The 24450-nt window shown below is 68.5% G+C and carries 24 protein-coding genes and 1 tRNA gene; 22 read left to right on the top strand and 3 right to left on the bottom strand.

From position 1 onward, the window contains the following. Positions 1-30: 30 nt before the first annotated feature. From rpoZ to GZ67_RS0109805, 20 genes are all read left to right on the top strand, one after another. On the top strand, positions 31-285 hold the full coding sequence (gene rpoZ / locus GZ67_RS0109900) for a DNA-directed RNA polymerase subunit omega (RefSeq protein WP_017204385.1): 255 nt from the start codon (positions 31-33) through the stop codon (positions 283-285). Between the two features lie 88 nt (positions 286-373). Beyond that, the gene (metK, locus tag GZ67_RS0109895; protein WP_029263358.1) at positions 374-1567 is read left to right on the top strand and encodes a methionine adenosyltransferase; all 1194 of its coding nucleotides are present in this window, start codon (positions 374-376) and stop codon (positions 1565-1567) included. A 16-nt stretch (positions 1568-1583) separates the two neighbouring features. After that, complete coding sequence (locus GZ67_RS0109890; protein WP_029263359.1) at positions 1584-3542, top strand: hypothetical protein; 1959 nt, start codon at positions 1584-1586, stop codon at positions 3540-3542. Positions 3543-3560: 18 nt separating this feature from the next. Continuing rightward, positions 3561-4481 (top strand): methionyl-tRNA formyltransferase, encoded by a 921-nt coding sequence (gene fmt / locus GZ67_RS0109885; protein ID WP_029263360.1) that lies wholly within the window; start codon positions 3561-3563, stop codon positions 4479-4481. Next, the gene (locus tag GZ67_RS0109880) at positions 4478-5974 is read left to right on the top strand and encodes an RsmB/NOP family class I SAM-dependent RNA methyltransferase (protein ID WP_231481755.1); all 1497 of its coding nucleotides are present in this window, start codon (positions 4478-4480) and stop codon (positions 5972-5974) included. The genes fmt and GZ67_RS0109880 overlap by 4 nt, the downstream gene beginning before the upstream one ends. A gap of 4 nt (positions 5975-5978) precedes the next feature. Next, positions 5979-6659 (top strand): ribulose-phosphate 3-epimerase, encoded by a 681-nt coding sequence (gene rpe, locus GZ67_RS0109875; protein ID WP_029263362.1) that lies wholly within the window; start codon positions 5979-5981, stop codon positions 6657-6659. Further along, complete coding sequence (locus GZ67_RS0109870; protein ID WP_017202142.1) at positions 6656-6919, top strand: phosphoribosyl-ATP diphosphatase; 264 nt, start codon at positions 6656-6658, stop codon at positions 6917-6919. The genes rpe and GZ67_RS0109870 overlap by 4 nt, the downstream gene beginning before the upstream one ends. A 38-nt stretch (positions 6920-6957) precedes the next feature. Beyond that, complete coding sequence (hisG, locus tag GZ67_RS0109865; protein ID WP_029263363.1) at positions 6958-7800, top strand: ATP phosphoribosyltransferase; 843 nt, start codon at positions 6958-6960, stop codon at positions 7798-7800. Next, a complete protein-coding gene (gene hisF, locus GZ67_RS0109860; protein ID WP_029263364.1) occupies positions 7800-8561 on the top strand; it encodes an imidazole glycerol phosphate synthase subunit HisF in 762 nt (253 codons plus the stop codon). The genes hisG and hisF overlap by 1 nt, the downstream gene beginning before the upstream one ends. Continuing rightward, positions 8558-8917 carry a phosphoribosyl-AMP cyclohydrolase gene (hisI, locus tag GZ67_RS0109855; RefSeq protein ID WP_029263365.1) on the top strand — a complete coding sequence of 120 codons (360 nt, stop codon included), beginning with the start codon at positions 8558-8560 and terminating at the stop codon, positions 8915-8917. Before hisF ends, hisI begins: the two co-directional genes overlap by 4 nt. Beyond that, complete coding sequence (locus tag GZ67_RS0109850) at positions 8914-9501, top strand: Trp biosynthesis-associated membrane protein (protein ID WP_029263366.1); 588 nt, start codon at positions 8914-8916, stop codon at positions 9499-9501. Before hisI ends, GZ67_RS0109850 begins: the two co-directional genes overlap by 4 nt. 47 nt (positions 9502-9548) lie before the next feature. Then, positions 9549-9779 carry an HGxxPAAW family protein gene (locus GZ67_RS0109845; protein WP_029263367.1) on the top strand — a complete coding sequence of 77 codons (231 nt, stop codon included), beginning with the start codon at positions 9549-9551 and terminating at the stop codon, positions 9777-9779. Positions 9780-9781: 2 nt separating this feature from the next. Continuing rightward, the gene (trpC, locus tag GZ67_RS0109840) at positions 9782-10552 is read left to right on the top strand and encodes an indole-3-glycerol phosphate synthase TrpC (protein ID WP_029263368.1); all 771 of its coding nucleotides are present in this window, start codon (positions 9782-9784) and stop codon (positions 10550-10552) included. Continuing rightward, on the top strand, positions 10552-11820 hold the full coding sequence (gene trpB, locus GZ67_RS0109835) for a tryptophan synthase subunit beta (protein WP_029273873.1): 1269 nt from the start codon (positions 10552-10554) through the stop codon (positions 11818-11820). Before trpC ends, trpB begins: the two co-directional genes overlap by 1 nt. Next, positions 11817-12620: a tryptophan synthase subunit alpha gene (trpA, locus tag GZ67_RS0109830; protein ID WP_029263370.1), complete on the top strand. Its 804-nt coding sequence runs from the start codon at positions 11817-11819 to the stop codon at positions 12618-12620. Before trpB ends, trpA begins: the two co-directional genes overlap by 4 nt. Before the next feature lie 10 nt (positions 12621-12630). Next, positions 12631-13656 (top strand): prolipoprotein diacylglyceryl transferase, encoded by a 1026-nt coding sequence (lgt, locus tag GZ67_RS0109825; protein ID WP_029263371.1) that lies wholly within the window; start codon positions 12631-12633, stop codon positions 13654-13656. Positions 13657-13801: 145 nt separating this feature from the next. Next, complete coding sequence (gene gltB / locus GZ67_RS0109820; protein ID WP_136025890.1) at positions 13802-18325, top strand: glutamate synthase large subunit; 4524 nt, start codon at positions 13802-13804, stop codon at positions 18323-18325. Next, complete coding sequence (locus GZ67_RS0109815) at positions 18318-19784, top strand: glutamate synthase subunit beta (RefSeq protein WP_029263373.1); 1467 nt, start codon at positions 18318-18320, stop codon at positions 19782-19784. Before gltB ends, GZ67_RS0109815 begins: the two co-directional genes overlap by 8 nt. Before the next feature lie 58 nt (positions 19785-19842). Next, a complete protein-coding gene (gene pyk / locus GZ67_RS0109810) occupies positions 19843-21291 on the top strand; it encodes a pyruvate kinase (RefSeq protein WP_029263374.1) in 1449 nt (482 codons plus the stop codon). 109 nt (positions 21292-21400) lie between these two features. After that, the gene (locus GZ67_RS0109805; RefSeq protein WP_442921993.1) at positions 21401-22057 is read left to right on the top strand and encodes an esterase/lipase family protein; all 657 of its coding nucleotides are present in this window, start codon (positions 21401-21403) and stop codon (positions 22055-22057) included. Between the two features lie 5 nt (positions 22058-22062). On the opposite strand, the gene GZ67_RS0109800 is transcribed toward GZ67_RS0109805, so the two are convergent. Both GZ67_RS0109800 and GZ67_RS0109795 read right to left on the bottom strand, forming a co-directional pair. Beyond that, positions 22063-22539 carry a hypothetical protein gene (locus GZ67_RS0109800; RefSeq protein ID WP_029263376.1) on the bottom strand — a complete coding sequence of 159 codons (477 nt, stop codon included), beginning with the start codon at positions 22537-22539 and terminating at the stop codon, positions 22063-22065. Positions 22540-22633: 94 nt separating this feature from the next. Next, positions 22634-22716: transfer RNA gene (locus tag GZ67_RS0109795), tRNA-Leu, on the bottom strand. Positions 22717-22815: 99 nt separating this feature from the next. On the opposite strand from GZ67_RS0109795, the gene GZ67_RS0109790 reads away from it, so the two are divergent. Together GZ67_RS0109790 and GZ67_RS0109785 are read left to right on the top strand one after the other, a co-directional pair. After that, positions 22816-23436: an ANTAR domain-containing response regulator gene (locus GZ67_RS0109790; protein ID WP_017830602.1), complete on the top strand. Its 621-nt coding sequence runs from the start codon at positions 22816-22818 to the stop codon at positions 23434-23436. A gap of 2 nt (positions 23437-23438) precedes the next feature. Beyond that, a complete protein-coding gene (locus GZ67_RS0109785; protein WP_029273872.1) occupies positions 23439-24014 on the top strand; it encodes a GNAT family N-acetyltransferase in 576 nt (191 codons plus the stop codon). On the opposite strand, the gene GZ67_RS0109780 is transcribed toward GZ67_RS0109785, so the two are convergent. Further along, on the bottom strand, positions 23989-24417 hold the full coding sequence (locus GZ67_RS0109780; RefSeq protein ID WP_029263378.1) for a hotdog fold thioesterase: 429 nt from the start codon (positions 24415-24417) through the stop codon (positions 23989-23991). The two genes, GZ67_RS0109785 and GZ67_RS0109780, sit on opposite strands and share 26 nt — an antisense overlap. Positions 24418-24450: the final 33 nt, after the last annotated feature.

Raw genomic sequence — 24450 nt, 5'->3', positions numbered from 1 at the left:
GATCCCGTCGCCTGACCAGGAGGTCTCACCATGGCCGGACACAACAACGGCATCATCGATCCCCCCATCGACAACCTGCTCGACCGCGTCGACTCCAAGTACGAGCTCGTGATCTACGCCGCCAAGCGCGCGCGCCAGATCAACGATTACTACTCCGATCTGCACGAGGGCAACCTCTTCGACAACGTGGGCCCGCTGGTCGACTCCTCCGTCGAGGACAAGCCGCTCACCATCGCACTGCACGAGATCAACGAGGACAAGCTCCGCCTGCGTCACGCAGAGTGATATTCGAGGCCGCGCCTCCCTTCTGTCGGAGGCGCGGTCCAGAATGGGTGCAACACCCTCCCTCTGTCCGTCCCGTTCTGGAGTTTCGATGAGCGCCCTGCGTCTGTTCACGTCCGAGTCCGTCACCGAGGGGCATCCGGACAAGATCTGCGATCAGATCTCGGACAGCATCCTCGACGGGCTCATCGCCAAGGACAGAGACTCCCGCGTGGCGGTCGAGACGCTCGTCACGACGGGCCTCGTGCACGTCGCCGGCGAGATCCGCACCGAGGCCTACGTCGACATCCCCACGATCGTCCGCCAGGTCGTGAACGGCATCGGCTACACATCCAGTGAGACCGGCTTCGACGGCGACTCCTGCGGTGTCAGTGTCTCGGTGGGCGAGCAGTCGACCGACATCGCGCACGGCGTCGACAGCGCTCAGGAGCACCGCGACGGATCGTCGGTCGATCCGCTCGACGCCCTCGGCGCCGGCGACCAGGGCATCATGTTCGGCTTCGCGACGAACGAGACGCCGCAGCTCATGCCGATGGCCGCGTGGACCGCGCACCGGCTCGCCGAGCGGCTGACGGAGGTGCGCCGCTCCGGTGTTCTGCCGTTCCTCCGCCCCGACGGCAAGACCCAGGTGACCCTCGGTTACGACGGCTTCACCCCGAAGACGGTCGACGCCGTCGTGGTCTCGACACAGCATCACCCCGACATCTCGCAGGAAGACCTGCAGGCGCGGGTTCGCGAGCACGTCATCGACCCCGTGCTGGCCACGACCGGTCTCGACCTCGACGACGTCACCCTCTACATCAACCCGGCCGGTCCCTTCGTGACCGGTGGCCCCAAGGGAGACGCCGGGCTCACCGGCCGCAAGATCATCATCGACACCTACGGTGGCGCCTCCCGCCACGGCGGAGGAGCCTTCAGCGGCAAGGACCCGTCGAAGGTCGACCGCTCCGGCGCCTACGCGACCCGATGGGTGGCGAAGAACGCGGTGGCAGCGGGACTCGCAGACAGGCTCGAGGTGCAGATCGCCTATGCGATCGGTGTCGCACGTCCGGTCGGTCTCTACGTCGAGACCTTCGGCACCGGCAAGGTGTCCGACGAGGTCATCACACAGGCGATCACGTCGGTGTTCGATCTGCGTCCGCAGGCGATCATCGAGCAGCTCGACCTGCTGCGTCCGATCTACGCCCAGACGGCCGCGTACGGTCACTTCGGTCGAGAACTCCCTGATTTCACGTGGGAGCGCACCGACCGCGTCGAAGAACTGCGCCGCGCTGCCGGGCTCTGATGGGACCGCGGTCCTGATGTCTCCGGTGAGCCGGCGCATCGCGCGCGTGCTCCTCGATTCCCCGCTGCCTCAACTCGATCGGCTCTTCGACTACGCGCTCCCTGCGGAACTGGGCGACGTCCCGCTCGGGGTTCGGGTCCGCGTGCCGCTGCGCACCGCTGGGCGCGTGATCGACGGCTACGTCGTCGAGATCGGCACCGAGGACGACGCGGACCGCCCGCTCTCCGAGGTGGAGAGCGTCGTGTCGGAGGTCCCGGTCCTGCCGGAACGTCTGCACACGCTCGCGCGCCGGGTGGCCGACCGGGCAGCCGGCTCTGCCTCAGATGTGCTGCGCCTGGTGATCCCCAAGCGTCAGGTGCGTGTCGAGAAGGCGTGGACCGCCGATGCGCCGGCGGAGACGCCCGACCCGGATGCGCTCGCGGTGGCCGAGGGCACCGTCGGACTGTACGAGGGCCTCGGGGCCGTGCTCGACTCGGGCGGACGCGCCGCTGTGGAGGCGATTCCTCAGCTCGTCGATGGCCTGCAGGGGTGGGCCCGACTGCTGGCATCTTCCGCGGCCCGGATGCTCGCGGCGGGCAAGTCGTCGATCATCGTCGTCCCCGACAGCCGTGATCTCGACAGGCTCCTCGCTGCGCTCGACGCTCTCGTCCCCACCGGAGCGGTCGTGCGCCACGACTCCCGGCAGACGAATCCCGACCGCTACCGCGGATTCCTGCGCACGCTCGAGGATGCGCCGTGCATCGTGGTGGGCAACCGCTCGGCCGTGTACTCCCCGGTCGTGGCGGGGATGGTCGCGATCTGGGACGACGGCGATCCGCTCCTGGGGGAGCCGCTCGCTCCGTATGTCAACGCTCGCGACGCGGCTCTCCTTCGACAGGAGCTCGAGGGGTCGGCGCTGCTCTTCGCGGGACACACCCGCACCACGGATGTGGAGCGCCTCGTGGTTCTCGGCTGGCTGCAGGATGTGAGGGCGGCACGCCGCGTGCTTCCTCGCGTCGTGCTCAGCACACCGCAGGAGATGGAGCAGCCGACGGCCCAGCGGATGCCGTCCTCCGCCTTCCTCGCCGCGCGCACCGCAGCGGCCGAGGGGCCGGTGCTCGTTCAGGTCTCGCGACCCGGCTTCTCGCCCTCGCTCGTCTGTGCCGAGTGCCGCGCGCCGGCGCGATGCGCCCACTGCGGCGGCCCGCTCGGCGCGAAGCATCGGGGTGCAGTGCCCGTGTGCGGCTGGTGTGGCCGGGCAGCCAGCGCCTGGGCGTGCCCTGCGTGCTCCTCGACCAAGCTGCGACTCGCCTCCTCAGGGAGCGAGCGCACCGCCGACGAGCTCGGGCGGGCGTTCCCGGGTGTACGCGTGATCGTCGCCGACAGTGCGCACCCGGTCGAGCGCGTGCCGGCCAAACCCGCACTCGTGGTCGCGACCCGCGGCGCGGAGCCGATCGCGGAGGGCGGATACCGTGCCGTCGTCCTCCTCGACGGCCCTCGCATGCTCCAGGCGCCCGACCTGCGAGTCGCGGAATCCTGTCTGCGATGGTGGTCCAACGCGACCGCCCTGGCCGCGCCCGGCGCTCCGATCCATCTCGTCGGTGTCAACGGTGCGGCGGCGAAGGCACTCGCGACCTGGAACCAGGCAGGCCACGCGCGGTCTGAGCTGGAGAGCAGGGCGCCGCTGCACATGCCCCCGACGACCAGAGTGGCTCTGGTCCAGGGCTCGGTTCCGGCGGTCGCGAACGCTCTCGCCGCCCTCACCGAGCTCGCCCTACCCGGGGATGCCGTACTCGGCCCTGTCCCCGTCGAGTCCGACGACGTTCCCCCTCGGGTGCGAGCCCTCGTGAGGTTCGACTACGGCTCGGGCCCTCGCGTGGCGACCGCCCTGCGCGCCGCTGTCGTCGCCGAAGCAGTGAGTGGCCGCCGCAGAAAGGGGCGTGCGACCAAGAGCACGCTCTCCGTCCGCCTCGATATCCTCGAACCAGAGCTCTGACCCTTCCGGAGAACCTTCATGCGCCTCGTCTTCGCCGGCACACCCGCTGCCGCCGTGCCCACCCTGCGACGTCTCGCGACCTCGCACGACATCGCCGCGGTCGTCACGCGACCCGATGCCCCGCTCGGGAGAAGGCGGGTGCTGACGCCGTCTCCGGTCGCCCAGGCCGCCGTCGAGCTGGGTCTTCCCGTGATCAAGACGGCGCGGCTCGACGAGGCCGCGACAGCCGAGATCTCGGCGCTGCAGGTCGAGCTCGGAGTGATCGTCGCGTACGGCGGGCTGGTGCGCGAGCCGCTGCTCTCCGCCCCGACCGCCGGGTGGATCAACCTGCACTTCTCTCTGCTGCCCGCATGGCGGGGAGCCGCCCCCGTGCAGCGCGCACTCATCGCGGGGGATCGGGTGCTCGGTGCGAGCGTGTTCCAGCTCGTCGCCGAGCTGGATGCCGGTGACGTATTCGCCATGCGGGAGATCGACCTTCCCGAGACGGCGACCGCAGGAGAGGCGCTCGAGGCGCTCGCGCTGGACGGAGCAGAGCTCACGGCCGATGTGGTCTCCGCCATCGCGGACGGCACGGCGCGGGCGGTTCCGCAGCAGGGCGAGCCGACCTTCGCCGCCAAGCTCACGCTCGCCGACGGACTGCTCGATTGGGACCAGCCGCTCGACGCCGTGTTCGCCCGCTTCCGCGGCGTGACTCCCGAGCCGGGAGCGCACACGACCGTCGCCGGTCAGCCCCTCAAGGTACTCGAGGCGGCTCCGGCAACGGATGCCGAATCGCTGCCCCCCGGACGACTCCGGGGTACCAAGACCGCTCTGCACATCGGTACGGGCACCGGGGCACTCGCCGTCACGAGGGTGCAGCCTGCGGGCAAGGGAGCGATGAACGCGGTCGACTGGTGGCACGGCCTGCGCGGGGGAGATGAGCTGGTGGCCGGATCATGAGCGACGAGCGACGCAACCGTCGAAGCACGCCGTCGATCGGTCGACCCCGCGGCTCCCAGAGCTCGGCGGAGGGGCATCGCGGCGGTCAGCGCGGTCCCGCTCGCACCGTGCAGCCCGCGAGACGGGTGGCCTACGACGTTCTGCGTGCCGTCTCCGAGACCGACGCGTACGCGAACCTCGTGCTTCCCTCGGCCATCGCCGACGCGAAGCTCACGCCTCAGGACGCGGCGCTCGCGACCGAGCTGACCTATGGGACCCTGCGACGGCTCGGGACCTATGACGCGATCATCGCCTCGGCGGCAGATCGTGCGACAGACGGCATCGACCCGGCGGTTCTCGATGCGCTCCGGCTCGCGGTGCACCAGCTGCTCGCGACACGTGTCGCCTCGCACGCCGCGGTGAACGAGTCGGTGAACCTGGTCGCCATCGAATCAGGTCGCGGTGCGTCGAGTTTCGCGAACGCGGTTCTGCGGCGCATCACCCGGGATTCGGCGGAGGCCTGGCAGGAGCGCATCGAAGAGCAGGCGCGCTCCGACGACGAGCGCCTGGCGCTGCGTTCCGCACATCCGGTCTGGGTGATCCGGGCGCTCCGTCGCGCCCTTGCGGCGGAAGGTCGCGACGCCGAGCTCGACGCCCTCCTCGAGGCCGACAACGCCTCGCCCGATGTGACGCTCGTCGCCCTGCCCGGTCTCGCGGAGCCCGGCGAACCTCGTCTGCCTTACGCCCCGACGGCCTTCGCCTCTCCCGGTGGCGATCCGCGTCTGTCGGTCGAGGCCTCCGGCGGCACGGTGCGCGTGCAGGACGAGGGCTCCCAGCTCGTCGCGCTCGCCCTGGCCGGAGTCTCACCGATCGCCGCGGGGGAGCGGTGGCTCGATCTCTGTGCCGGCCCGGGTGGGAAGACCGCGCTCCTGGCGGCGATCGCGCTCGAGAAGGATGTCGTCCTCGAGGCCAACGAGGTCGTCCCCGTCCGCGCGCGCCTGGTGCGCAAGGCGCTCCGCGCTGTCCCCGGCGAGATCGTGGTGCACGAGCAGGACGGCCGCGAGATCGCGGCCTCGCGTGCCGGCGAGTTCGACCGGATCCTCGTCGACGCGCCGTGCACGGGGCTGGGTGCGCTGCGCCGCCGGCCCGAGGCTCGGTGGCGCAAGTCACCCGCCGACGTGGCCGAGCTCGTACCGCTCCAGGTGGAGCTGCTCTCCGCCGCGCTCGACGCGCTCGCCCCGGGCGGGATCGTCGCATACGTCACATGCTCGCCCCACCTCGCCGAGACCACGGGCGTCGTGCAGGAGGTGCTGCGCGGGCGCACCGACATCGTCGAGCTCGATGCGCGCGCAGCGATCGCCGACGTCTCGCGGTCGCCGATCGACCTCGCGTCCGAGGGGCGCTCCGGTTCCGGCAGCGCACAGCTCTGGCCGCATCGACACGGTACCGATGCGATGTTCCTCGCGCTCCTGCAGCGCTCCGCAACCGTCAACACCACAGGGAAGGAAGACTAGGACCGTGGATCTGCCTCGCGCACCGCGCATCAACCCCAGCATCCTCGCCGCCGACTTCGTGAACATGCAGGCGGACCTCGCCCGCATCGCGACAGCGGACTTCGCGCACGTCGACGTGATGGACAACCACTTCGTCCCCAACCTGACGTTCGGACCGCAGATGGTCGAGCGCATCCAGGCGACCAGCCCGATCCCGCTCGACGTGCACCTGATGATCACCGACCCGGAGCGCTGGGCACCCGAGTATGCCGAGATCGGCGCGGCGAGCGTCACGTTCCACCTCGAGGCCGCCGCCGATCCTGTGGCCCTCGCCCGGCGCCTGCGCGACGTCGGTTCCCGCGCCGGCGTCGCGGTGAAGCCGGAAACCCCGGTCGATTCGCTGTTCGACGTGCTCGACGAGTTCGATCAGATCCTCGTGATGACGGTCGAGCCGGGATTCGGCGGACAGAGCTTCATGCCCGAGACGATGCCGAAGCTCCGCTCCCTGGCGAAGGAGGCGCGTCGGCGCGGCTCCTCCGTCTGGCTCCAGGTCGACGGCGGTATCTCGGACAGCACGATCGAGTACGCCGCCGCCGCCGGAGCAGACACCTTCGTCGCAGGTTCGGCCGTGTACGGCGCCGACGACATCGAAGCGGCCGTCACCCGGCTGAGAGACCTCGCCCGAGCCGGTAGCCTGGAATCGTGAAGACTTTCGACGAGCTGTTCGCCGAGCTCAGCGTCAAGGCCGAGACCCGTCCCGAAGGATCGGGCACGGTCGCCGAGCTCGACGGCGGCGTGCACACGATCGGCAAGAAGATCGTCGAAGAGGCCGCCGAGGTGTGGATGGCGTCGGAGTACGAGTCCGATGAGGCCGCCGCCGAGGAGATCTCGCAACTCCTCTATCACGTCCAGGTGATGATGCTCGCGAAGGGTCTCAGCCTGCAAGACGTCTACCGACATCTGTGATGCGCTCCGTTCCTCTCCTCTCGAACTGAAAGCACTCCATGCTGCGCATCGCCGTTCCCAACAAGGGCTCGCTCTCCGAGACCGCCGCCGACATGCTCGCCGAGGCGGGCTACGCCGGACGCCGGGACCCCAAGACCCTGCATGTCATCGACGCCGAGAACGACGTCGAGTTCTTCTTCCTCCGCCCCAAGGACATCGCGACCTACGTCGGTTCCGGTGCGATCGATGTGGGCATCACGGGTCGTGACCTGCTGCTCGACGCCCGCATGCCCGGCGCACGCGAGATCGAGGCTCTCGGCTTCGCGGGATCCACGTTCCGCTTCGCGGCACCCACCGGTCGCTACACCGACGTGGCCGAGCTCGACGGACTGCGCATCGCCACCTCCTACCCGGGGCTGGTCGACGCGTTCCTCGACGAGCGCGACATCGCGGTAGACCTCGTTCCGCTCGACGGAGCGGTCGAATCGGCCGTCCGACTCGGTGTGGCCGACGCGGTCGCCGATGTCGTCGAGACGGGGACCACACTCCGCCAGGCCGGGCTCGAGGTCTTCGGTCCGGTCATCCTGCAGTCCGAGGCCGTGCTCATCGCCGGCCCCACCGATGCCGAGGGTGCCGAGACGCTCCTGCGCCGGCTTCGCGGCGTCATGGTCGCTCGCCGCTTCGTGATGATCGACTACGACCTGCCGGTCGCTCTGCTCGATGAGGCCGTGAAGATCGCCGGTGGCGTGGAGTCGCCGACCGTCTCACCGCTGCGTGACCCGGAATGGGTGGCCGTACGCGTCATGGTCGCGCGCACGCGGGTCAACCCGGTCATGGATGCGCTCTATGCCCTCGGCGCCCGCGCCATCCTGGTCACCGCCATCCACAACGCGAGGCTCTGATGGCCCTCGCCAGTCGTGTCATCCCGTGTCTGGATGTGGCCGAAGGCCGTGTCGTCAAGGGCGTGAACTTCGAGAACCTGCGCGACATGGGCGACCCGGTCGAACTCGCCAGGCACTACGCGGCGCAGGGGGCCGACGAGATCACGTTCCTCGACGTGACCGCGACGGTCGATGCGCGAGCCACGACCTACGACGTCGTGCAGCGCACCGCCGAGCAGGTCTTCGTGCCGCTCACGGTCGGCGGGGGAGTGCGCAGCGCCGAAGACGTCGCCCGGCTGCTCTCGGTCGGCGCCGACAAGGTGGGGGTCAACTCGGCCGCCATCGCACGCCCCGAGCTGATCGGCGAGATCGCCGACCGCTTCGGTGCACAGGTGCTCGTCCTGTCGCTCGACGTGAAGCGTGCGCCGACCACGCCCTCCGGCTTCGTCGTCACGACGCACGGCGGTCGCACGCAGACCACCCTCGACGCGGTCGCCTGGGCGCGAGAGGCCGTCGAGCGCGGCGCCGGTGAGCTGCTGGTCAACTCGATCGATGCCGACGGCACGCGCGACGGGTTCGACCTCGAGCTCGTACGACTCATGCGGGAAGCGGCCTCCGTGCCCGTCATCGCTTCGGGCGGTGCCGGTCAGGTCTCCGATTTCGCGCCGGCCATCAAGGCCGGAGCCGATGCCGTGCTCGCGGCGAGCGTCTTCCATACGGGGGCGCTCACCGTCGGCGACGTCAAGGACGCCCTGCGCGCAGAAGGGGTGGTGGTCCGATGACCTCCGTGGAAGAGCGCATCGCCCAGGTCGCCTTCAACGCAGACGGGCTCGCGCCGGTGATCGTGCAGCAGTTCGACACGCATGAGGTGCTGATGCTCGCGTGGGTCGATGCCGAGGCGCTGCGGCGCACGCTGACCTCAGGGCGGGCGACCTACTGGTCCCGATCCCGCCAGGAGTATTGGCGCAAGGGCGACACGTCGGGCCACATCCAGGTGGTTCACGAGGCGCGCCTCGACTGCGACGGCGACGCCATCCTGCTCCTGGTCGCGCAGACCGGCCCCGCGTGTCACACCGGCACGCGCACCTGTTTCGACACCACCGACCTCGAGGCGACGACGGGAGCGGATCAGTCATGAGCCTCGCGCAGCGCGGTCGCTCGCTCTCTGTCTCCGGCTTCCTGCTCGCCGGGGCGATCGGCATCATCTCGTCGACCCAGACGTGGTTGACGGTGGAGCGTGCGGATGCCGGCGAAGCGATCCTGGTTCCGGGAGCCTCGGCCCTGGTACTGCTCGCTCCGCTCAGCCTCGCGGTGCTCGCCCTCGGGGCGGCACTCGCCATCTCCGGCAAGGTCGTGCGCCTCGTCTTCGGCGTGCTCGCGGCCGCGACGGCGCTGTTCCTCGGCTGGTCGACGATCCAGCTCCTCCTCACCGAACCGTTCGACGCCGTCGCCGCGACAGTGACCGAGGTCACGGGTCTCGCCGGTGGTGGCGCTGTCCACGAGGTCGTCACGAGCATCGTGCCGTCGGCGTGGCCGTACATCGCCCTCGTCGGATGGGTGATCCTGCTCGTCGCGTCGGTGGTGGTCCTCACGACTTGGCGTGGCTGGAAGGCGGGTGGGCGGCGGTACCGCACCGACCACGTCGAGGCCGCGCACGACGGCCCGGTGGACGCGGTCGATTCCTGGGACGAGCTGTCCCGGGGAACCGATCCGACGCGTTGACCCCGATAGACTGATTCCGAACTGCACGTCGTCCCCCGGAGGAGAACATGACCAACCCGATCGCCGATCCCGGCCACGGACACTCGCCTGCAGCCTGGACCGCCGTGGTCATCATGCTGGTCGGCGTCGCCGCCGCGACTGTCGCATTCTGCTTCGAGCAGCCGGTGCTCGTCATGATCTCTCTGGTGCTCGTCCCGATCGGTGCGATCGCGGGTTGGGTGCTCGCGAGGGCCGGTTACGGCGTGAAGGGTCCGAAGTACGCTCCGAAGGCGCACTAATGGTGCTCGCCGACCTGACGGCCGGCGCAGTCGCAGACGCTGAGCGTCGTGCTCTGTCGCGCCCGCTGGATGCGGTCGAACGCGCGGCGCTTGCGCGCCCGGCCGCGAAGGACGCACTCTCGTTCCTCGCCCCGGCCGATCGCGTCAAGATCATCGCCGAGGTCAAGCGGGCGAGCCCGTCGCGTGGCGCACTCGCCGAGATCCCCGACCCTGCTCTGCAGGCCTCCCTGTACGAGACGGGTGGAGCCTCGGCGATCAGCGTGCTCACGGAGGAGCGTCGCTTCGGCGGCAGTCTCGCCGACCTCGAGGCCGTCACCGCCCGAGTGTCGCTCCCGGTGCTGCGCAAGGACTTCATCGCCACCCGCTACCAGGTGCTCGAGGCACGGGCAGCGGGCGCTGATCTGGTGCTGCTGATCGTCGCCGGTCTCGAACCCGATGTCCTTCGCGATCTGTTCGGCTTCATCGGCGAGCTGGGTATGACACCCCTCGTCGAGACGCACTCGGCCGATGAGCTCGAGGCCGCGATCGACCTGGGCGCACCGCTGATCGGTGTGAACGCCCGCGATCTGAAGACCCTCGAACTCGACCGCGACCTGTTCGGACGCCTGGTCGACCGCATCCCGACGACCGCGGTGAAGATCGCCGAATCCGCGGTTCTCACGCCCGCCGACGTCGTGCATTACCGCTCCGCCGGCGCTGACGTCGTCCTGATCGGCGAGGCGCTCGTGACCGGCGATCCCGTCGCCACCCTCAAGAGTTTCCTGGAGGCATGATGAGCCTGCGCGACCAGCACGGCCCCTTCTTCGGCGAGTTCGGCGGGCGCTTCATGCCCGAGTCGCTCATCGCCGCGATCGACGAGCTGACCGTCGCGTATGAGGAGGCGATAGTCGACCCGGCCTTCCGGGACGAGCTCGCACACCTCCTGAGCTCGTATGCGGGCCGCCCCTCGGCGATCACCGAGGTGCCGCGGTTCGCAGAGCACGCCGGGGGTGCGCGCGTCTTCCTCAAGCGTGAAGACCTGAACCACACGGGATCGCACAAGATCAACAACGTGCTCGGTCAGGCGCTGCTCACGAAGCGGCTCGGCAAGACCCGCGTGATCGCCGAGACGGGTGCCGGACAGCACGGTGTCGCCACGGCGACCGCCGCCGCACTGTTCGGTCTGGACTGCACGATCTACATGGGCGAGGTCGACACCGAGCGTCAGGCGCTCAACGTCGCCCGTATGCGCCTGCTCGGCGCGGAGGTCATCCCGGTCACCTCGGGTTCGCGCACGCTCAAGGACGCGATCAACGATGCCTACCGCGACTGGGTGGCATCGGTCGAGACGACCAACTACATCTTCGGCACCGCCGCCGGTCCGCACCCGTTCCCGGCGATGGTCCGCGACTTCCAGAAGATCATCGGCGAAGAGGCCCGCGCGCAACTGCTCGACGAGGTCGGTCGGCTCCCGGATGCGGTCGTCGCCTGTGTGGGTGGCGGATCCAACGCCATCGGCATGTTCGACGCGTTCCTCGACGATGAGGGCGTCAAGCTCTACGGCGTGGAGGCAGCCGGTGACGGCGTCGACACCGAGAAGCACGCGGCCTCGATCGAGCGCGGACGACCCGGCGTGCTGCACGGTGCCAAGACCTACGTGCTGCAGAACGAAGACGGCCAGACCATCGAGTCGCACTCCATCTCCGCGGGGCTCGACTATCCGGGAGTCGGTCCGGAGCACTCGTGGCTCGCCGACATCGGACGCGCCGAGTACATCCCGGCCACCGATGACGAGGCCATGCAGGCGCTGCGGCTGCTCAGCCGCACGGAGGGCATCATCCCGGCCATCGAATCGGCGCATGCCCTCGCCGGCGCTCTGCGGATCGGGCGTGACCTCGGCCCGGACGGCCTCATCGCGATCTGTCTCTCCGGCCGCGGCGACAAAGACATGGACACCGCGGCGCGCTACTTCGAGCTGTACGACGAAGCCGCTCTCGCGCACGACGTCGACGACGAGAGCGAGGCCGAAGAGACGGCCTCGAAGGGGGAGCCTCAGCTATGAGTCGCGTCGAACAGGCGATCCAGCGCGCACAGGACGCCGGTCGCAGCGCCTTCGTCGGATACCTCCCGGTCGGTTTCCCCGACCTCGAGACCAGCATCCAGGCCGCCATCGCCCTCGCCGAGAACGGCGTCGACATCATCGAGCTGGGCCCGCCGTACAGCGACCCGGTGATGGACGGCGCGATCATCCAGGAAGCGACCACCACGGCTCTCGCCGCGGGGTTCCGGATGGCCGACCTCTTCACAGCGATCCGTGCGATCACCGCGGCCACCGACGTACCCGTCCTCGTGATGACGTACTGGAACCCGGTCATGCAGTACGGCGTCGACCGCTATGCCGACGACCTGCTCGCCGCGGGTGGCGCGGGGCTCATCACACCCGACATCACCCCCGACGCGGCAGGGGAGTGGATCGCCGCCAGTGAGCGGACCGGTCTCGATCGGGTGTTCCTCGCAGCCCCCACCTCCTCCGACGAGCGGCTCGACCTGGTGGTGAAGTCGTCCACCGGTTTCGTCTACACCGTCTCGACGATGGGAATCACGGGAGAGCGCGCCGAACTCGACCGCGCCGCCCGTACCCTGGTCGGACGCCTCCGCGCACACGGAGCGCACCGCGCGTGCGTGGGCATCGGCATCTCCACCGCCGAACAGATCGCCGGTGTCTCGGAGTACGCCGACGGCGCCATCGTCGGGACCGCACTGGTCCGCGCTCTCCGTGACGGCGGCGTCCCCGCCCTCGCCGAGGTCACCCGAAACCTGGCAGCCGGCACCTCGTCGGCGCGCCCCGAAACCGAGAACTAGAATCGCACTCATGTCACTCGCGTTCCCCAGCACCGTCACCAGCGTGCTCGCCAGCATCCCGAGCCCTCCGGTGTCGTACATCGACCTCGGACCCGTACGGATCCACTTCTACGCGCTGTGCATCATCGCGGGCATCATCGCGGCGACGCTGCTGACCAACTACCGCCTGACCAAGCGCGGAGCGGAGCCGTGGGTCGTGATCGACATCTCGATCCTCGCCGTGCCGCTGGCGATCATCGGCGCCCGAATCTTCCACGTGCTCACGCACCCGAACTTCTACTTCGGCGAGGGCAGGAACACCTGGAACCCGTTCGAACCCGGTTCGGTGTGGGCCATCTGGGAGGGCGGCATCGCGATCTTCGGCGCCCTCATCGGCGGCGCGATCGGCGCATACTTCGGCTGCCGTTGGACGGGCATCCGCTTCTGGACGTTCGCCGACGCGCTGGCGCCCGGTCTGCTGCTGGCTCAGGCCATGGGCCGTTTCGGCAACTGGTTCAACCACGAACTGTTCGGCCTTCCCACAGGCCTGCCGTGGGGACTGGAGATCGAGTCGACGAACTCCGCGTTCCCGGCCGGTCTGCCGGAAGGCACCCTCTTCCACCCGACCTTCCTCTACGAGATCATCTGGAACGGTCTGGGTGTGCTGGTCCTCCTGTGGCTCGGCCGCAAGCTCTTCTTCCAGTGGGGTCGCCTGTTCGCGATCTACCTCATCTGGTACAGCGCGGGCCGCATCGTCTGGGAGTCGATCCGCATCGATCCGAGCGAGATCATCCTGGGGCTGCGCAGCAACGTCTGGGCAGCGATCATCGGAGTCGTCGTCGGACTCGTGATCCTCGTCGTGCAGACGCGTCGTCACCCCGGTCTCGAGCCGTCACCGTACCAGCCGGGCCGCGAGAAGGTCGACGCCGACGCTGATGTACAATCGCAGAACAATCCCTCTGACTTCGTGGACGTGAGCGAGCCTCCGACCGAGGAAGTCACCGCAGGAGCCACTGCCACAAGCACTGCTCCCACGAGCGAGAACGGCTCCCGATAAAAACGCCACCTCGTGGCGGGAGAACCATTGCACTGAACGAGCGGGCCGACGTCGTCCCCGGGTTTCACTGAAGATCTGAGGACGGTAACTGGTGTACTTCCAGCCACCCTACGGCGCGTCCGGCGCCTACCCCCCGAAGCAGGGCATGTACAACCCGGCGTTCGAAAAGGACGCCTGCGGCCTCGCCATGGTCGCGACCCTGCGCGGCGAAGCCGGGCACGACATCATCGCGTTGGCCCTCGAGGCCCTGCGCAACCTGGAGCACCGCGGAGCCATCGGTTCCGACGCGGGCACCGGGGACGGCGCCGGCATCCTGACGCAGATGCCCGATGCGTTCCTCCGCGCAGTCGTCGGCTTCGAACTGCCGCCCGTGGGGGAGTACGCCGCTGGATTGGCCTTCCTGCCTCGCGACTCGAGCGAGCGCCGCCAGCAGAAAGCCGGGATCGAGAAGATCGCCCGCTCCGAAGGACTCCGCGTCCTCGGCTGGCGCGAGGTCCCCACCGCCAACGAGAATCTCGGCAAGCTCGCCGATGAGGCGCGTCCCGCCTTCGAGCAGCTGTTCGTCAGCGCCGGCGGAGCGACCCACACCGATGCACCGCTCACGGGCATCGCCCTCGACCGCGTCGCCTACCGGCTCCGCAAGCGCGCCGGCCATGAGCTCGGCGCCTACTTCGTCTCGCTCTCGGCCCGCACCCTCGGTTACAAGGGCATGGTCACCACGCTGCAGCTCGAGCCGTTCTACCCCGATCTGCAGGACGAACGCCTCGCCTCGGAGCTGGCCGTCGTGCACTCCCGCTACTCCACGAACACCTTCCCGTCGTGGCCTCTGGCGCAGCCGCTGCGCATGCTCGCCCACAACGGCGAGATCAACACGGTCGGCGGCAACCGCAACTGGATGCGCGCCCGCCAGTCGCAGCTCGAGTCCGAGCTGCTCGGCGACATCCAGCCGTTGCTCCCGATCTGCACCGACGGCGCCAGCGACTCCGCGTCGTTCGACGAGGTGCTCGAGCTGCTGACCCTGACCGGGCGCAGTCTGCCGCACGCCATCATGATGATGGTTCCCGAGGCGTACGAGAAGCAGGCCGACATCACGCCGGAGCTGCGCTCGTTCTATGAGTACCACTCCAACCAGATGGAGCCGTGGGACGGTCCGGCCGCCCTCATCTTCACCGACGGCACGCTCGTCGGCGCCACGCTGGACCGCAACGGTCTGCGCCCCGGACGCTGGACCGAGACGACCGACGGCCTGGTCGTGATCGGCTCCGAGACCGGCGTGCTGCAGTTCGAGCCGGAGCGCATCAAGCGTCGCGGACGCCTGCAGCCGGGCAAGATGTTCCTGGTCGACACCTCGCAGCGTCGCATCGTCGAAGACAGCGAGATCAAGCACGACCTCGCCACGATGCACCCGTGGCAGGAGTGGCTGGATGCCGGCGCCGTCCGGCTTGCCGAGCTCCCCGAGCGCGAGCACATCGTGCACCCGCCCGCGTCGATCACCCGTCGTCAGCGCACGTTCGGATACACCGAGGAAGAGGTCCGCATCCTCCTCACCCCGATGGGGCAGACCGGTGTCGAGCCGCTCGGCGCCATGGGATCCGACACTCCGATCGCCGTGCTCAGCAAGCGTCCGCGTCTGCTGTTCGACTACTTCACGCAGCAGTTCGCGCAGGTCACGAACCCGCCCCTGGACTCGATCCGCGAAGAGGTCGTCACGAGCCTCAAGCTGGGCCTCGGCCCCGAGAGCAACCTGCTCTCCTGGGGTCCGGAGCACACGCGCACGGTGTCGCTGGACTTCCCCGTCATCGACAACGATGAGCTCGCGAAGATCCGTCACATCGACAAGGCCATGCCCGGTCGGTCGAGTGCGACTATCCGCGGTCTCTACCACTTCGACGCCGGCCCCCAGACGCTGCAGGACCGGCTCACCGAGATGTGCGCAGAGGTCGATGAAGCGATCGAGAACGGCACCGAGTTCATCATCCTGTCCGACCGCGACTCGAACAAGGACCTGACGCCGATCCCCTCGCTGCTCATGGTCTCGGCGATCCACCACCACCTCATCCGCCGTGAGAACCGGATGAAGGTGGGCCTGATCGTCGAAGCCGGCGATGTGCGCGAGGTGCACCACGTCGCCACGCTGATCGGCTACGGCGCCTCCGCCGTCAACCCGTACCTGGCGATGGAGTCGGTCGAGCACCTGGTGCGCACCGGCTACATCACCGGGATCACGCCCGAGAAGGCCGTCAAGAACCTGATCTACGCGCTGGGCAAGGGTGTGCTCAAGATCATGTCGAAGATGGGCATCTCCACGGTGTCGTCGTATGCGGGTGCCCAGGTGTTCGAGGCGATCGGCCTCAGCCAAGAGTTCATCGACGCGTACTTCACCCGCACCGAGTCCAAGCTCGGTGGTATCGGCATCGAAGAGATCTTCGCCGAGAACCAGGCGCGTCATGACTACGCCTACCCGGAAGATGCCGCGGCACGTGCGCACGAGCGGCTGTGGACCGGCGGCGAGTACCAGTGGCGGCGCGACGGCTCGCCGCACCTCTTCAACCCGGAGACGGTGTTCAAGCTGCAGCACTCGACCCGCACCCGGCGCTACGACATCTTCCGCGAGTACACGAAGCTCGTCGACGAGCAGGCTGCCGAGCTGAAGACGCTGCGCGGCCTGTTCCAGCTGCGAACCGGAACCCGCAAGCCCGTGCCGCTGGACGAGGTCGAGCCGGTGTCCGCGATCGTCAAGCGCTTCTCCACGGGAGCCATGAGCTACGGCTCGATCTCCCGTGAGGCACACGAGACGCTCGCGATCGCGATGAACAGCATCGGCGGCAAGTCGAACACCGGTGAGGGCGGCGAGGATCCGGACCGGCTGCTCGACCCCCAGCGCCGCAGCTCGATCAAGCAGGTGGCCTCCGGGCGCTTCGGCGTGACCAGCCTGTACCTGACCGAGTCGGACGACATCCAGATCAAGCTCGCTCAGGGCGCCAAGCCCGGCGAGGGCGGCCAGCTGCCGCCGACCAAGGTGTACCCGTGGGTGGCCCGCACCCGTCATGCGACGGCCGGCGTCGGCCTCATCTCCCCGCCGCCGCACCACGACATCTACTCGATCGAAGACCTCAAGCAGCTCATCTTCGACCTGAAGCGGGCGAACCCCGAGGCGCGCATCCACACGAAGCTCGTGAGCCAGTCGGGTATCGGCGCGGTGTCGGCCGGCGTGGCCAAGGCGCTCAGCGACGTCATCCTGGTCTCCGGCCACGACGGCGGAACGGGCGCGAGTCCCTTGAACTCCCTCAAGCACGCGGGAACGCCGTGGGAGCTCGGTCTCGCCGAGACACAGCAGACGCTCATGCTCAACGGCATGCGCGACCGCGTCGTGGTGCAGGTCGACGGTCAGCTCAAGACCGGCCGCGATGTGATCATCGGCGCGCTGCTGGGTGCGGAGGAATTCGGCTTCGCTACCGCGCCACTCGTGGTCAGCGGGTGCATCATGATGCGCGTCTGCCACCTCGACACCTGCCCGGTGGGCGTCGCGACCCAGAACCCGGTGCTGCGCGAGCGGTTCACGGGCAAGCCGGAGTTCGTCGTCAACTTCATGGAGTTCATCGCCGAAGAGGTGCGTGAGCTCCTCGCCGAGCTCGGCTACCGCTCGATCGACGAGATCGTCGGCCGCGCCGACCTCATCGAGGTCAACGCCGCGGTCGAGCACTGGAAGGCCGAAGGACTCGACCTGACCCCGGTGCTGGAAGGACCGGTGTTCCCGGCGGGCGAACCGCGTCGCAGCGGTCGCACGCAGGATCACGAGCTGGAGAAGCACTTCGACGTGCAGTTGATCGACATCGCCAAGGGCGCACTGCTCAACGGCGAGCCTGTCGTAGTCGAGTTGCCCATCGCCAACACCGAGCGCGCCGTCGGCACCATGCTGGGGCACCAGGTGACCTCCCGGCACGGCGCCGCCGGTCTGCCCGAGGGCACGATCGACGTGACGCTGCACGGCACCGCAGGACAGTCGCTGGGTGCCTTCCTTCCGCCGGGAATCGTGCTGCGCCTGGAGGGCGACGCGAACGACTACGTCGGCAAGGGACTCTCGGGCGGCGACATCACGATCCGTCCGCCGCGCGGAGCTGCCATCGCGCCTCATGAGAACGTGATCGCCGGCAACGTGATCGGCTACGGCGCGACCTCGGGGACGATGTTCATCTCGGGTGTCGTCGGTGAGCGGTTCCTCGTCCGCAACTCGGGCGCGACCGCGGTCGTCGAGGGCGTGGGAGACCACGCGCTGGAATACATGACCGGCGGGCTCGCGGTGATCCTCGGATCGACCGGACGCAACTTCGGTGCCGGTATGTCCGGGGGAGTGGCGTACGTGCACGCGCTCGACACGAGCAAGGTGAACGCGCAGTCGCTCGGCAGCGGGGAGCTCCTGCTCGAACCGCTCGACCGTGCCGACCTCGAGGTGCTGCGCAGCCTGCTGGTCGCGCACGTCGAACGCACGGCCTCGCCGCGAGCGTCCGCGCTTCTCGAGAGCTTCGAGGAGACCGCTGCAGAGTTCGTGAAGGTGCTGCCTCGTGACTTCGCCGCCGTGCGGAGCATGCGCGAGGAAGCGCTGGCCGAAGGGATCGACCCCGACGGCGACATCGTGTGGAACCGCATCCTGGAGGTGACCGGTGGCTGACCCCAAAGGCTTTCTGAAGGTGACCGAGCGGGAACTTCCCGCCCGTCGCCCCGTGCCCGTGCGCATCATGGACTGGAAAGAGGTCTATGAGCCCGGCGACAAGCAGGTCCTGCGTCGTCAGGCCGGTCGCTGCATGGACTGCGGTGTGCCGTTCTGCCATCAGGGCTGCCCGCTCGGCAACCTGATCCCCGAGTGGAACGACCTGACGTGGCGTGGCGAGGGTCGCGAGGCGATCGAGCGGCTCCACGCCACGAACAACTTCCCGGAGTTCACCGGTCGTCTGTGCCCCGCTCCGTGCGAAAGCTCGTGCGTGCTCGGCATCAACCAGCCCGCCGTGACCATCAAGCAGATCGAGGTCTCGATCATCGATGAGGCCTTCGCCAAGGGCTGGGTCGAGGCGGAACCGCCGGAGCGTCTGACCGGCAAGACGGTCGCGGTCGTCGGATCGGGGCCCGCGGGTCTCGCCGCCGCCCAGCAGCTCACGCGTGCAGGCCACACGGTCGCGGTCTTCGAGCGCGACGACCGCATCGGTGGTCTGCTGCGCTACGGCATCCCGGACTTCAAGATGGAGAAGTCGCAGCTCGAGTCGCGCCTGCGCCAGATGCAGGAGGAGGGCACCCGCTTCCGCGCGGGTGTCGAGATCGGCAAGGACATCTCCTGGCCCGACCTGCGCGCCCGCTACGACGCAGTCGTCATCGCGACGGGTTCCACGGTTCCGCGCGATCTCGCGATCCCCGGACGCGACCTCGACGGCGTGCATTTCGCCATGGAGTACCTCGTCGAGTCCAATCACGCAGTCGCCGGCGACAAGGTCACCGACCAGATCAGCGCCGAGGGCAAGCACGTCATCGTGATCGGCGGCGGCGACACCGGGGCCGACTGCATCGGTACCGCACACCGTCAGGGCGCGCTGAGCGTCACCAACCTCGCGATCGGCAAGCAGCCGGGCGACGCACGTCCCGACCACCAGCCGTGGCCGATGATGCCGACGCTCTTCGAGGTGTCCTCTGCGCACGAGGAAGGCGGCGAGCGGGTGTTCCTCGCGTCCACCGTCGAGTTCCTCGGCAACGAGGTGGGCGAGGTCCGTGCGCTGCGCGTCGCCGAGACCGAGTACATCGACGGTCGTCGTGTTCCCAAGAGCGGCACCGAGCGCGAGATCCCGGCCGACCTGATCCTGATCGCCATGGGCTTCACCGGACCGGAGCAGGACGGGTATACCGACGAGACGCTTCCGCAGGTCACCGACCGCGGCGCATTCCGTCGCGACTCCGGCTACGAGTCGACGGTTCCCGGCGTGTTCGTGGCCGGCGACGCCGGCCGTGGACAGTCGCTCATCGTCTGGGCCATCGCCGAGGGCCGCGCGGCCGCCGCGAACGTCGATCGGTTCCTGATGGGCACCACGGTTCTTCCCGAGCCGGTGCGCCCGAGCGATGTCGCGATCGGTCTCCAGCCCGCGTAGGCTGAGGCCGGCACCGTCGCCTGATTCACCTTCCCCCACTTCTACCCTGGAGAAATCTTTGAGACGCGCGAAAATCGTCGCCACCCTGGGCCCCGCCACCTCCACCTATGAGACGGTGCGTGCACTGATCGACGCGGGGGTGGATGTCGCTCGACTGAACCTCAGCCACGGCGACTACTCCGTGCACGAGAACAACTACGCCAACGTGCGGCGTGCCGCAGAGGACGCCGGCCGTCCGGTCGCGATCCTCGTCGACCTGCAGGGACCGAAGATCCGTCTCGGCAAGTTCGAGGACGGCCCCTACGAGCTCGCCAAGGGCGACATCTTCAAGATCACCACCGAAGACATCATCGGCAACAAGGAGATCTCCGGGACCACCTTCAAGGGGCTCCCGCAGGATGTGAAGCCCGGTGACTTCCTCCTCATCGACGACGGCAAGGTGCGCGTCGAGGTCGTGGAGACCGACGGCGTGACCGTGACGACGAAGGTCATCGTCGCCGGAGCGGTGTCGAACAACAAGGGCATCAACCTGCCCGGCGTCGCCGTGAACGTCCCCGCACTGAGCGAGAAGGACGAGGACGACCTGCGCTGGGGTCTGCGCATCGGCGCCGACCTGATCGCGCTGTCGTTCGTGCGCAATGCCTCCGACGTCACCCGTGTGCACGAGATCATGGCGGAGGAGGGCGTTCGCGTCCCCGTCATCGCGAAGGTCGAGAAGCCGCAGGCGGTCGACGCACTCGAAGAGATCGTCGACGCGTTCGACTCGATCATGGTCGCCCGAGGCGACCTGGGCGTCGAGCTTCCGCTCGAGGCCGTCCCGATCGTGCAGAAGCGCGCGGTCGAGATCGCCCGCCGCATGGCGAAGCCGGTCATCGTCGCGACGCAGATGCTCGAGTCGATGATCAGCAGCCCCGTCCCCACGCGCGCCGAGACCTCGGACGTCGCGAACGCCGTCCTCGACGGTGCGGACGCGGTCATGCTCTCCGGCGAGACAAGCGTCGGGGACTACCCGGTCGTGGTCGTCGAGACGATGGCGCGGATCATCGCATCCACCGAGGAGCACGGCCTGGAGCGTATCGCGCCGCTGACGACCAAGCCCCGCACGCAGGGTGGTGCGATCACGCTGGCCGCCCTCGAGGTCGCCGAGTTCGTCGACGCGAAGTTCCTCTGCGTGTTCACGCAGTCGGGCGACTCCGCTCGTCGTCTGTCGCGTCTGCGCTCGCGCATCCCCATGATCGCGTTCACGCCGGAGCCGGACATCCGCCGTCGTATGGCGCTCACGTGGGGCATCCGCTCGACCCTGGTCGACATGGTGCAGCACACCGACCTGATGTATCACCAGGTCGACGAGTATCTGCTCGGCAACGGACTCGCTGAGGAAGGGGACAAGGTCGTCGTGATCTCCGGTTCCCCTCCCGGAATCATCGGATCGACGAACGACCTCCGCGTGCACAAGGTCGGCGATGCGATCCGCGGTGCAGCCCCGATCTACAAGGCCGGCGTCTGACATTCAGCATCCAGAGGGGGCGAGACTTCGGTCTCGCCCCCTCTGTCGTGCGGTCGGGTAGTTTTTCCCTCATGAGTCGAAGCCGTCTGCCGAGGAGCACGTCATCAGCGTGCTGAGGAACGCGGGCTGGTGGCTGGCCGACTACGCGTACGCGGGCTACTGGCAGTTGCGTGCGACGTTCGATCGCACATCTCCCGCGACCTTCGCCTCAGGGAGCGCTGCGCACATCGTCGTGCTTCCGGGTGTGTACGAGACCTGGAAGTTCATGCAGCCCCTCGTGGGGCAGATGCACGCGCGCGGCCACGCCGTCCACATCGTCGACACGCTTCGTCGGAACGAGCGTCCGGTCGCCGACATCGCGGCGGCTGTCGCGGAGTTCCTGGAGCGCCAAGGGCTCACCGACGTGATCCTGGTCGCACACAGCAAGGGAGGGCTCGCCGGCAAGCTCGTCATGACCGGCCCGGCGGGGGAGCGGGTGCGCTCGATGCTCGCGATCGCTACGCCGTTCGGCGGCTCGCGCTACGCCCGTCTGATGCTGTCGCGCACCCTGCGCGCCTTCTCGCCGGAAGACCCATCGATCGTGGACATCGCCCGGCAGCTCACGGTCAATGAACGGATCGTGTCGATCTATGCGGCGTTCGATCCCCACATACCGGAGGGGAGCGAGCTGGCCGGGGCCAAGAACGTCCGACTCGAGACCGGAGGACACTTCCGGATCCTTGCGCATCCTCGAGTCCTGGCCGAACTGGCCGTGCTGGCCGAGTAGTCGCTTCAGCGCGAGGTGAAAGAAAGGAACGCGGCGATCAGGCCCGCGAGAACCAGGATGCCGATCGCGACACCGTGGACGACCCGACCGGCGACGAGCATCGGGAGGTCACGTCCGTCGTAGGACGCGGGATTGAACATCAAGCGCCGTGCACCGTGGCTCCAGCGGATGCGGAAACCGATGCCGCGGAGCGCCTGCGATGGGGCGGCGAAGGTCTGGCCACGCGCTTCGCGCGATGCCTTCCACGTCGCCTGTACCGCGTACCAGGCGATGACGAAGAACGGCATCACCAGGGATGCTGCCCACGCGATGAGCGCGACGCCGATCAGGAGTCCCGCCCCCGAACCGAGCGAGCGGTACAGGAACACGCCGAGGGCGGCGAGCCCCACTGCCGCGGGAACGAGCAGCAGACCCCAGCCCCAGCCGGGATGGAGTTCGACCGGCTGAGGGCGAGTGATCACTTCGTCTTCGGGCCAGGTCATCGCAGTCCCCTCCGGTCATCGCGTCCGCAGGCCCGGGACACGAGGTCGATCTGAGGCTGTGCGAGTGATTCAGCGGTCTCGACCGCGATTCGTGTGCCGGCGGTGGGACTCGAACCCACACGCCCTTTCGGACAAAGCATTTTGAGTGCTCCGCGTCTGCCATTCCGCCACGCCGGCTCGTGTGTCGCGTCTACGACTTTAGCGCAGGGTCGGGGCGCGATCCTCCGCCGCGAGCACCTACAGCCCGCGCACGGACCTCTCCACTAGGATGGTTCTGTGACAGAGCAAGAAGAGCAGGCCGAGCAGCCCACGTCATCCGCCCCGCGACGCGTCGTCGTCGCCGAGGATGAGTCGCTGATCCGCCTCGACATCGTCGAGATCCTCCGCGACAACGGCTTCGATGTCGTCGGTGAAGCCGGTGACGGCGAGACCGCGGTCGCGCTCGCGACCGAGCTGCGCCCCGACCTCGTCATCATGGACGTGAAGATGCCTCAGCTCGACGGCATCAGCGCCGCCGAGAAGCTGCACAAGGGCAACATCGCGCCGGTCGTCCTCCTCACGGCGTTCAGCCAGAAGGAGCTCGTCGAGCGGGCCAGCGAAGCAGGCGCACTCGCCTACGTCGTGAAGCCGTTCACGCCGAACGACCTGCTGCCCGCGATCGAGATCGCCCTCGCCCGCCACGAGCAGATCATCACGCTCGAGGCCGAGGTCGCCGACATGGTCGAGCGCTTCGAGACCCGCAAGCTCGTCGACCGCGCCAAGGGCCTGCTCAACGAGAAGATGGGCCTGAGCGAGCCTGAGGCGTTCCGCTGGATCCAGAAGGCATCCATGGACCGTCGTCTGACCATGCAGGACGTCGCCAAGGCCATCATCGAGCAGCTCGCCCCCAAGAAGTAGCGGTGAGCGCCGGAGTCCTCCGGCTCGATGGCGAGCACATCCTGCGGCCCGTCCGTATCGGTGACGGTGCAGCGCTCTCGAGGGCGTATCTGTCGAACCGGGAGCACCTCGCACCGTGGGAGCCGACTCGTGGCGAGTCCTTCTTCACGATCGACTCCCAGGAGCGCCACGCTCAGGAGTGCGTCACCGACGCCGCGTCCGGCCGTAGCATCCGTTTCGTGATCGAGTCGGACGACGGTGAGATCCGTGGACGGATGAACATCAACAACATCGTCCGTGGCGCGTTCTGGAGCGCCGACCTCGGCTATTGGGTCGACGCCGCGAGGCAGCACCGCGGACTCGCGACCCGCGCGGTGTCACAGATCCTGGAGTATTCGCGCATGGAGCTGCGCCTCCACCGGATGCAGGCCGCGACACTGCTGCACAACATCGGATCCCAGCGTGTGCTGCTCGGAAACGGTTTCGAGCGCATCGGACTGGCTCCGAAGTACCTCCGCATCGCGGGGGAGTGGCAGGATCACGTACTGTTCCAGCGACTGCTGGAGGAGCCGCTCAGCGCTCGGCGGGAACGTCCTTGATCATGTTGGTGATGCGGATCGTCGAGCAGCGCCGACCCTGATCGTCGGTCACCACGATCTCGTGCACGGTGATGCTCCGGCCCAGGTGCACGGGCGTGCACACGCCGGTCACGACTCCGGAAGTGGCCGAGCGCGTGTGGGTGGCGTTGATGTCGACGCCGACCGCGAGCCGCCCGACGCCGGCGTGGAGGTTCGCGGCCATCGAGCCGAGCGATTCTCCGAGCACCACGTACGCGCCGCCGTGCATGAGCCCGACCGGCTGCGTGTTGCCCTCGACGGGAATCGTCGCCACGCAGCGTTCGACGCTGAACTCGACGAACTCCATGCCCATCTTCTCGGCCAGAGCACCCATCCCGCGGGCCGTGGCCCAGTCGAGTCCTTCGCTCGTCGCGACGTCGCTCATGCATCCTCCTCAGCGGGTGTCTGTCGTCCTCGT

The sequence above is a fragment of the Microbacterium sp. Cr-K20 genome (assembly GCF_000708325.1).
In the GTDB taxonomy this organism is placed as follows: domain Bacteria; phylum Actinomycetota; class Actinomycetes; order Actinomycetales; family Microbacteriaceae; genus Microbacterium.
Note: the sequence above shows the minus strand (reverse complement) of the source record. Positions and strands in the feature narration are given on the sequence as shown.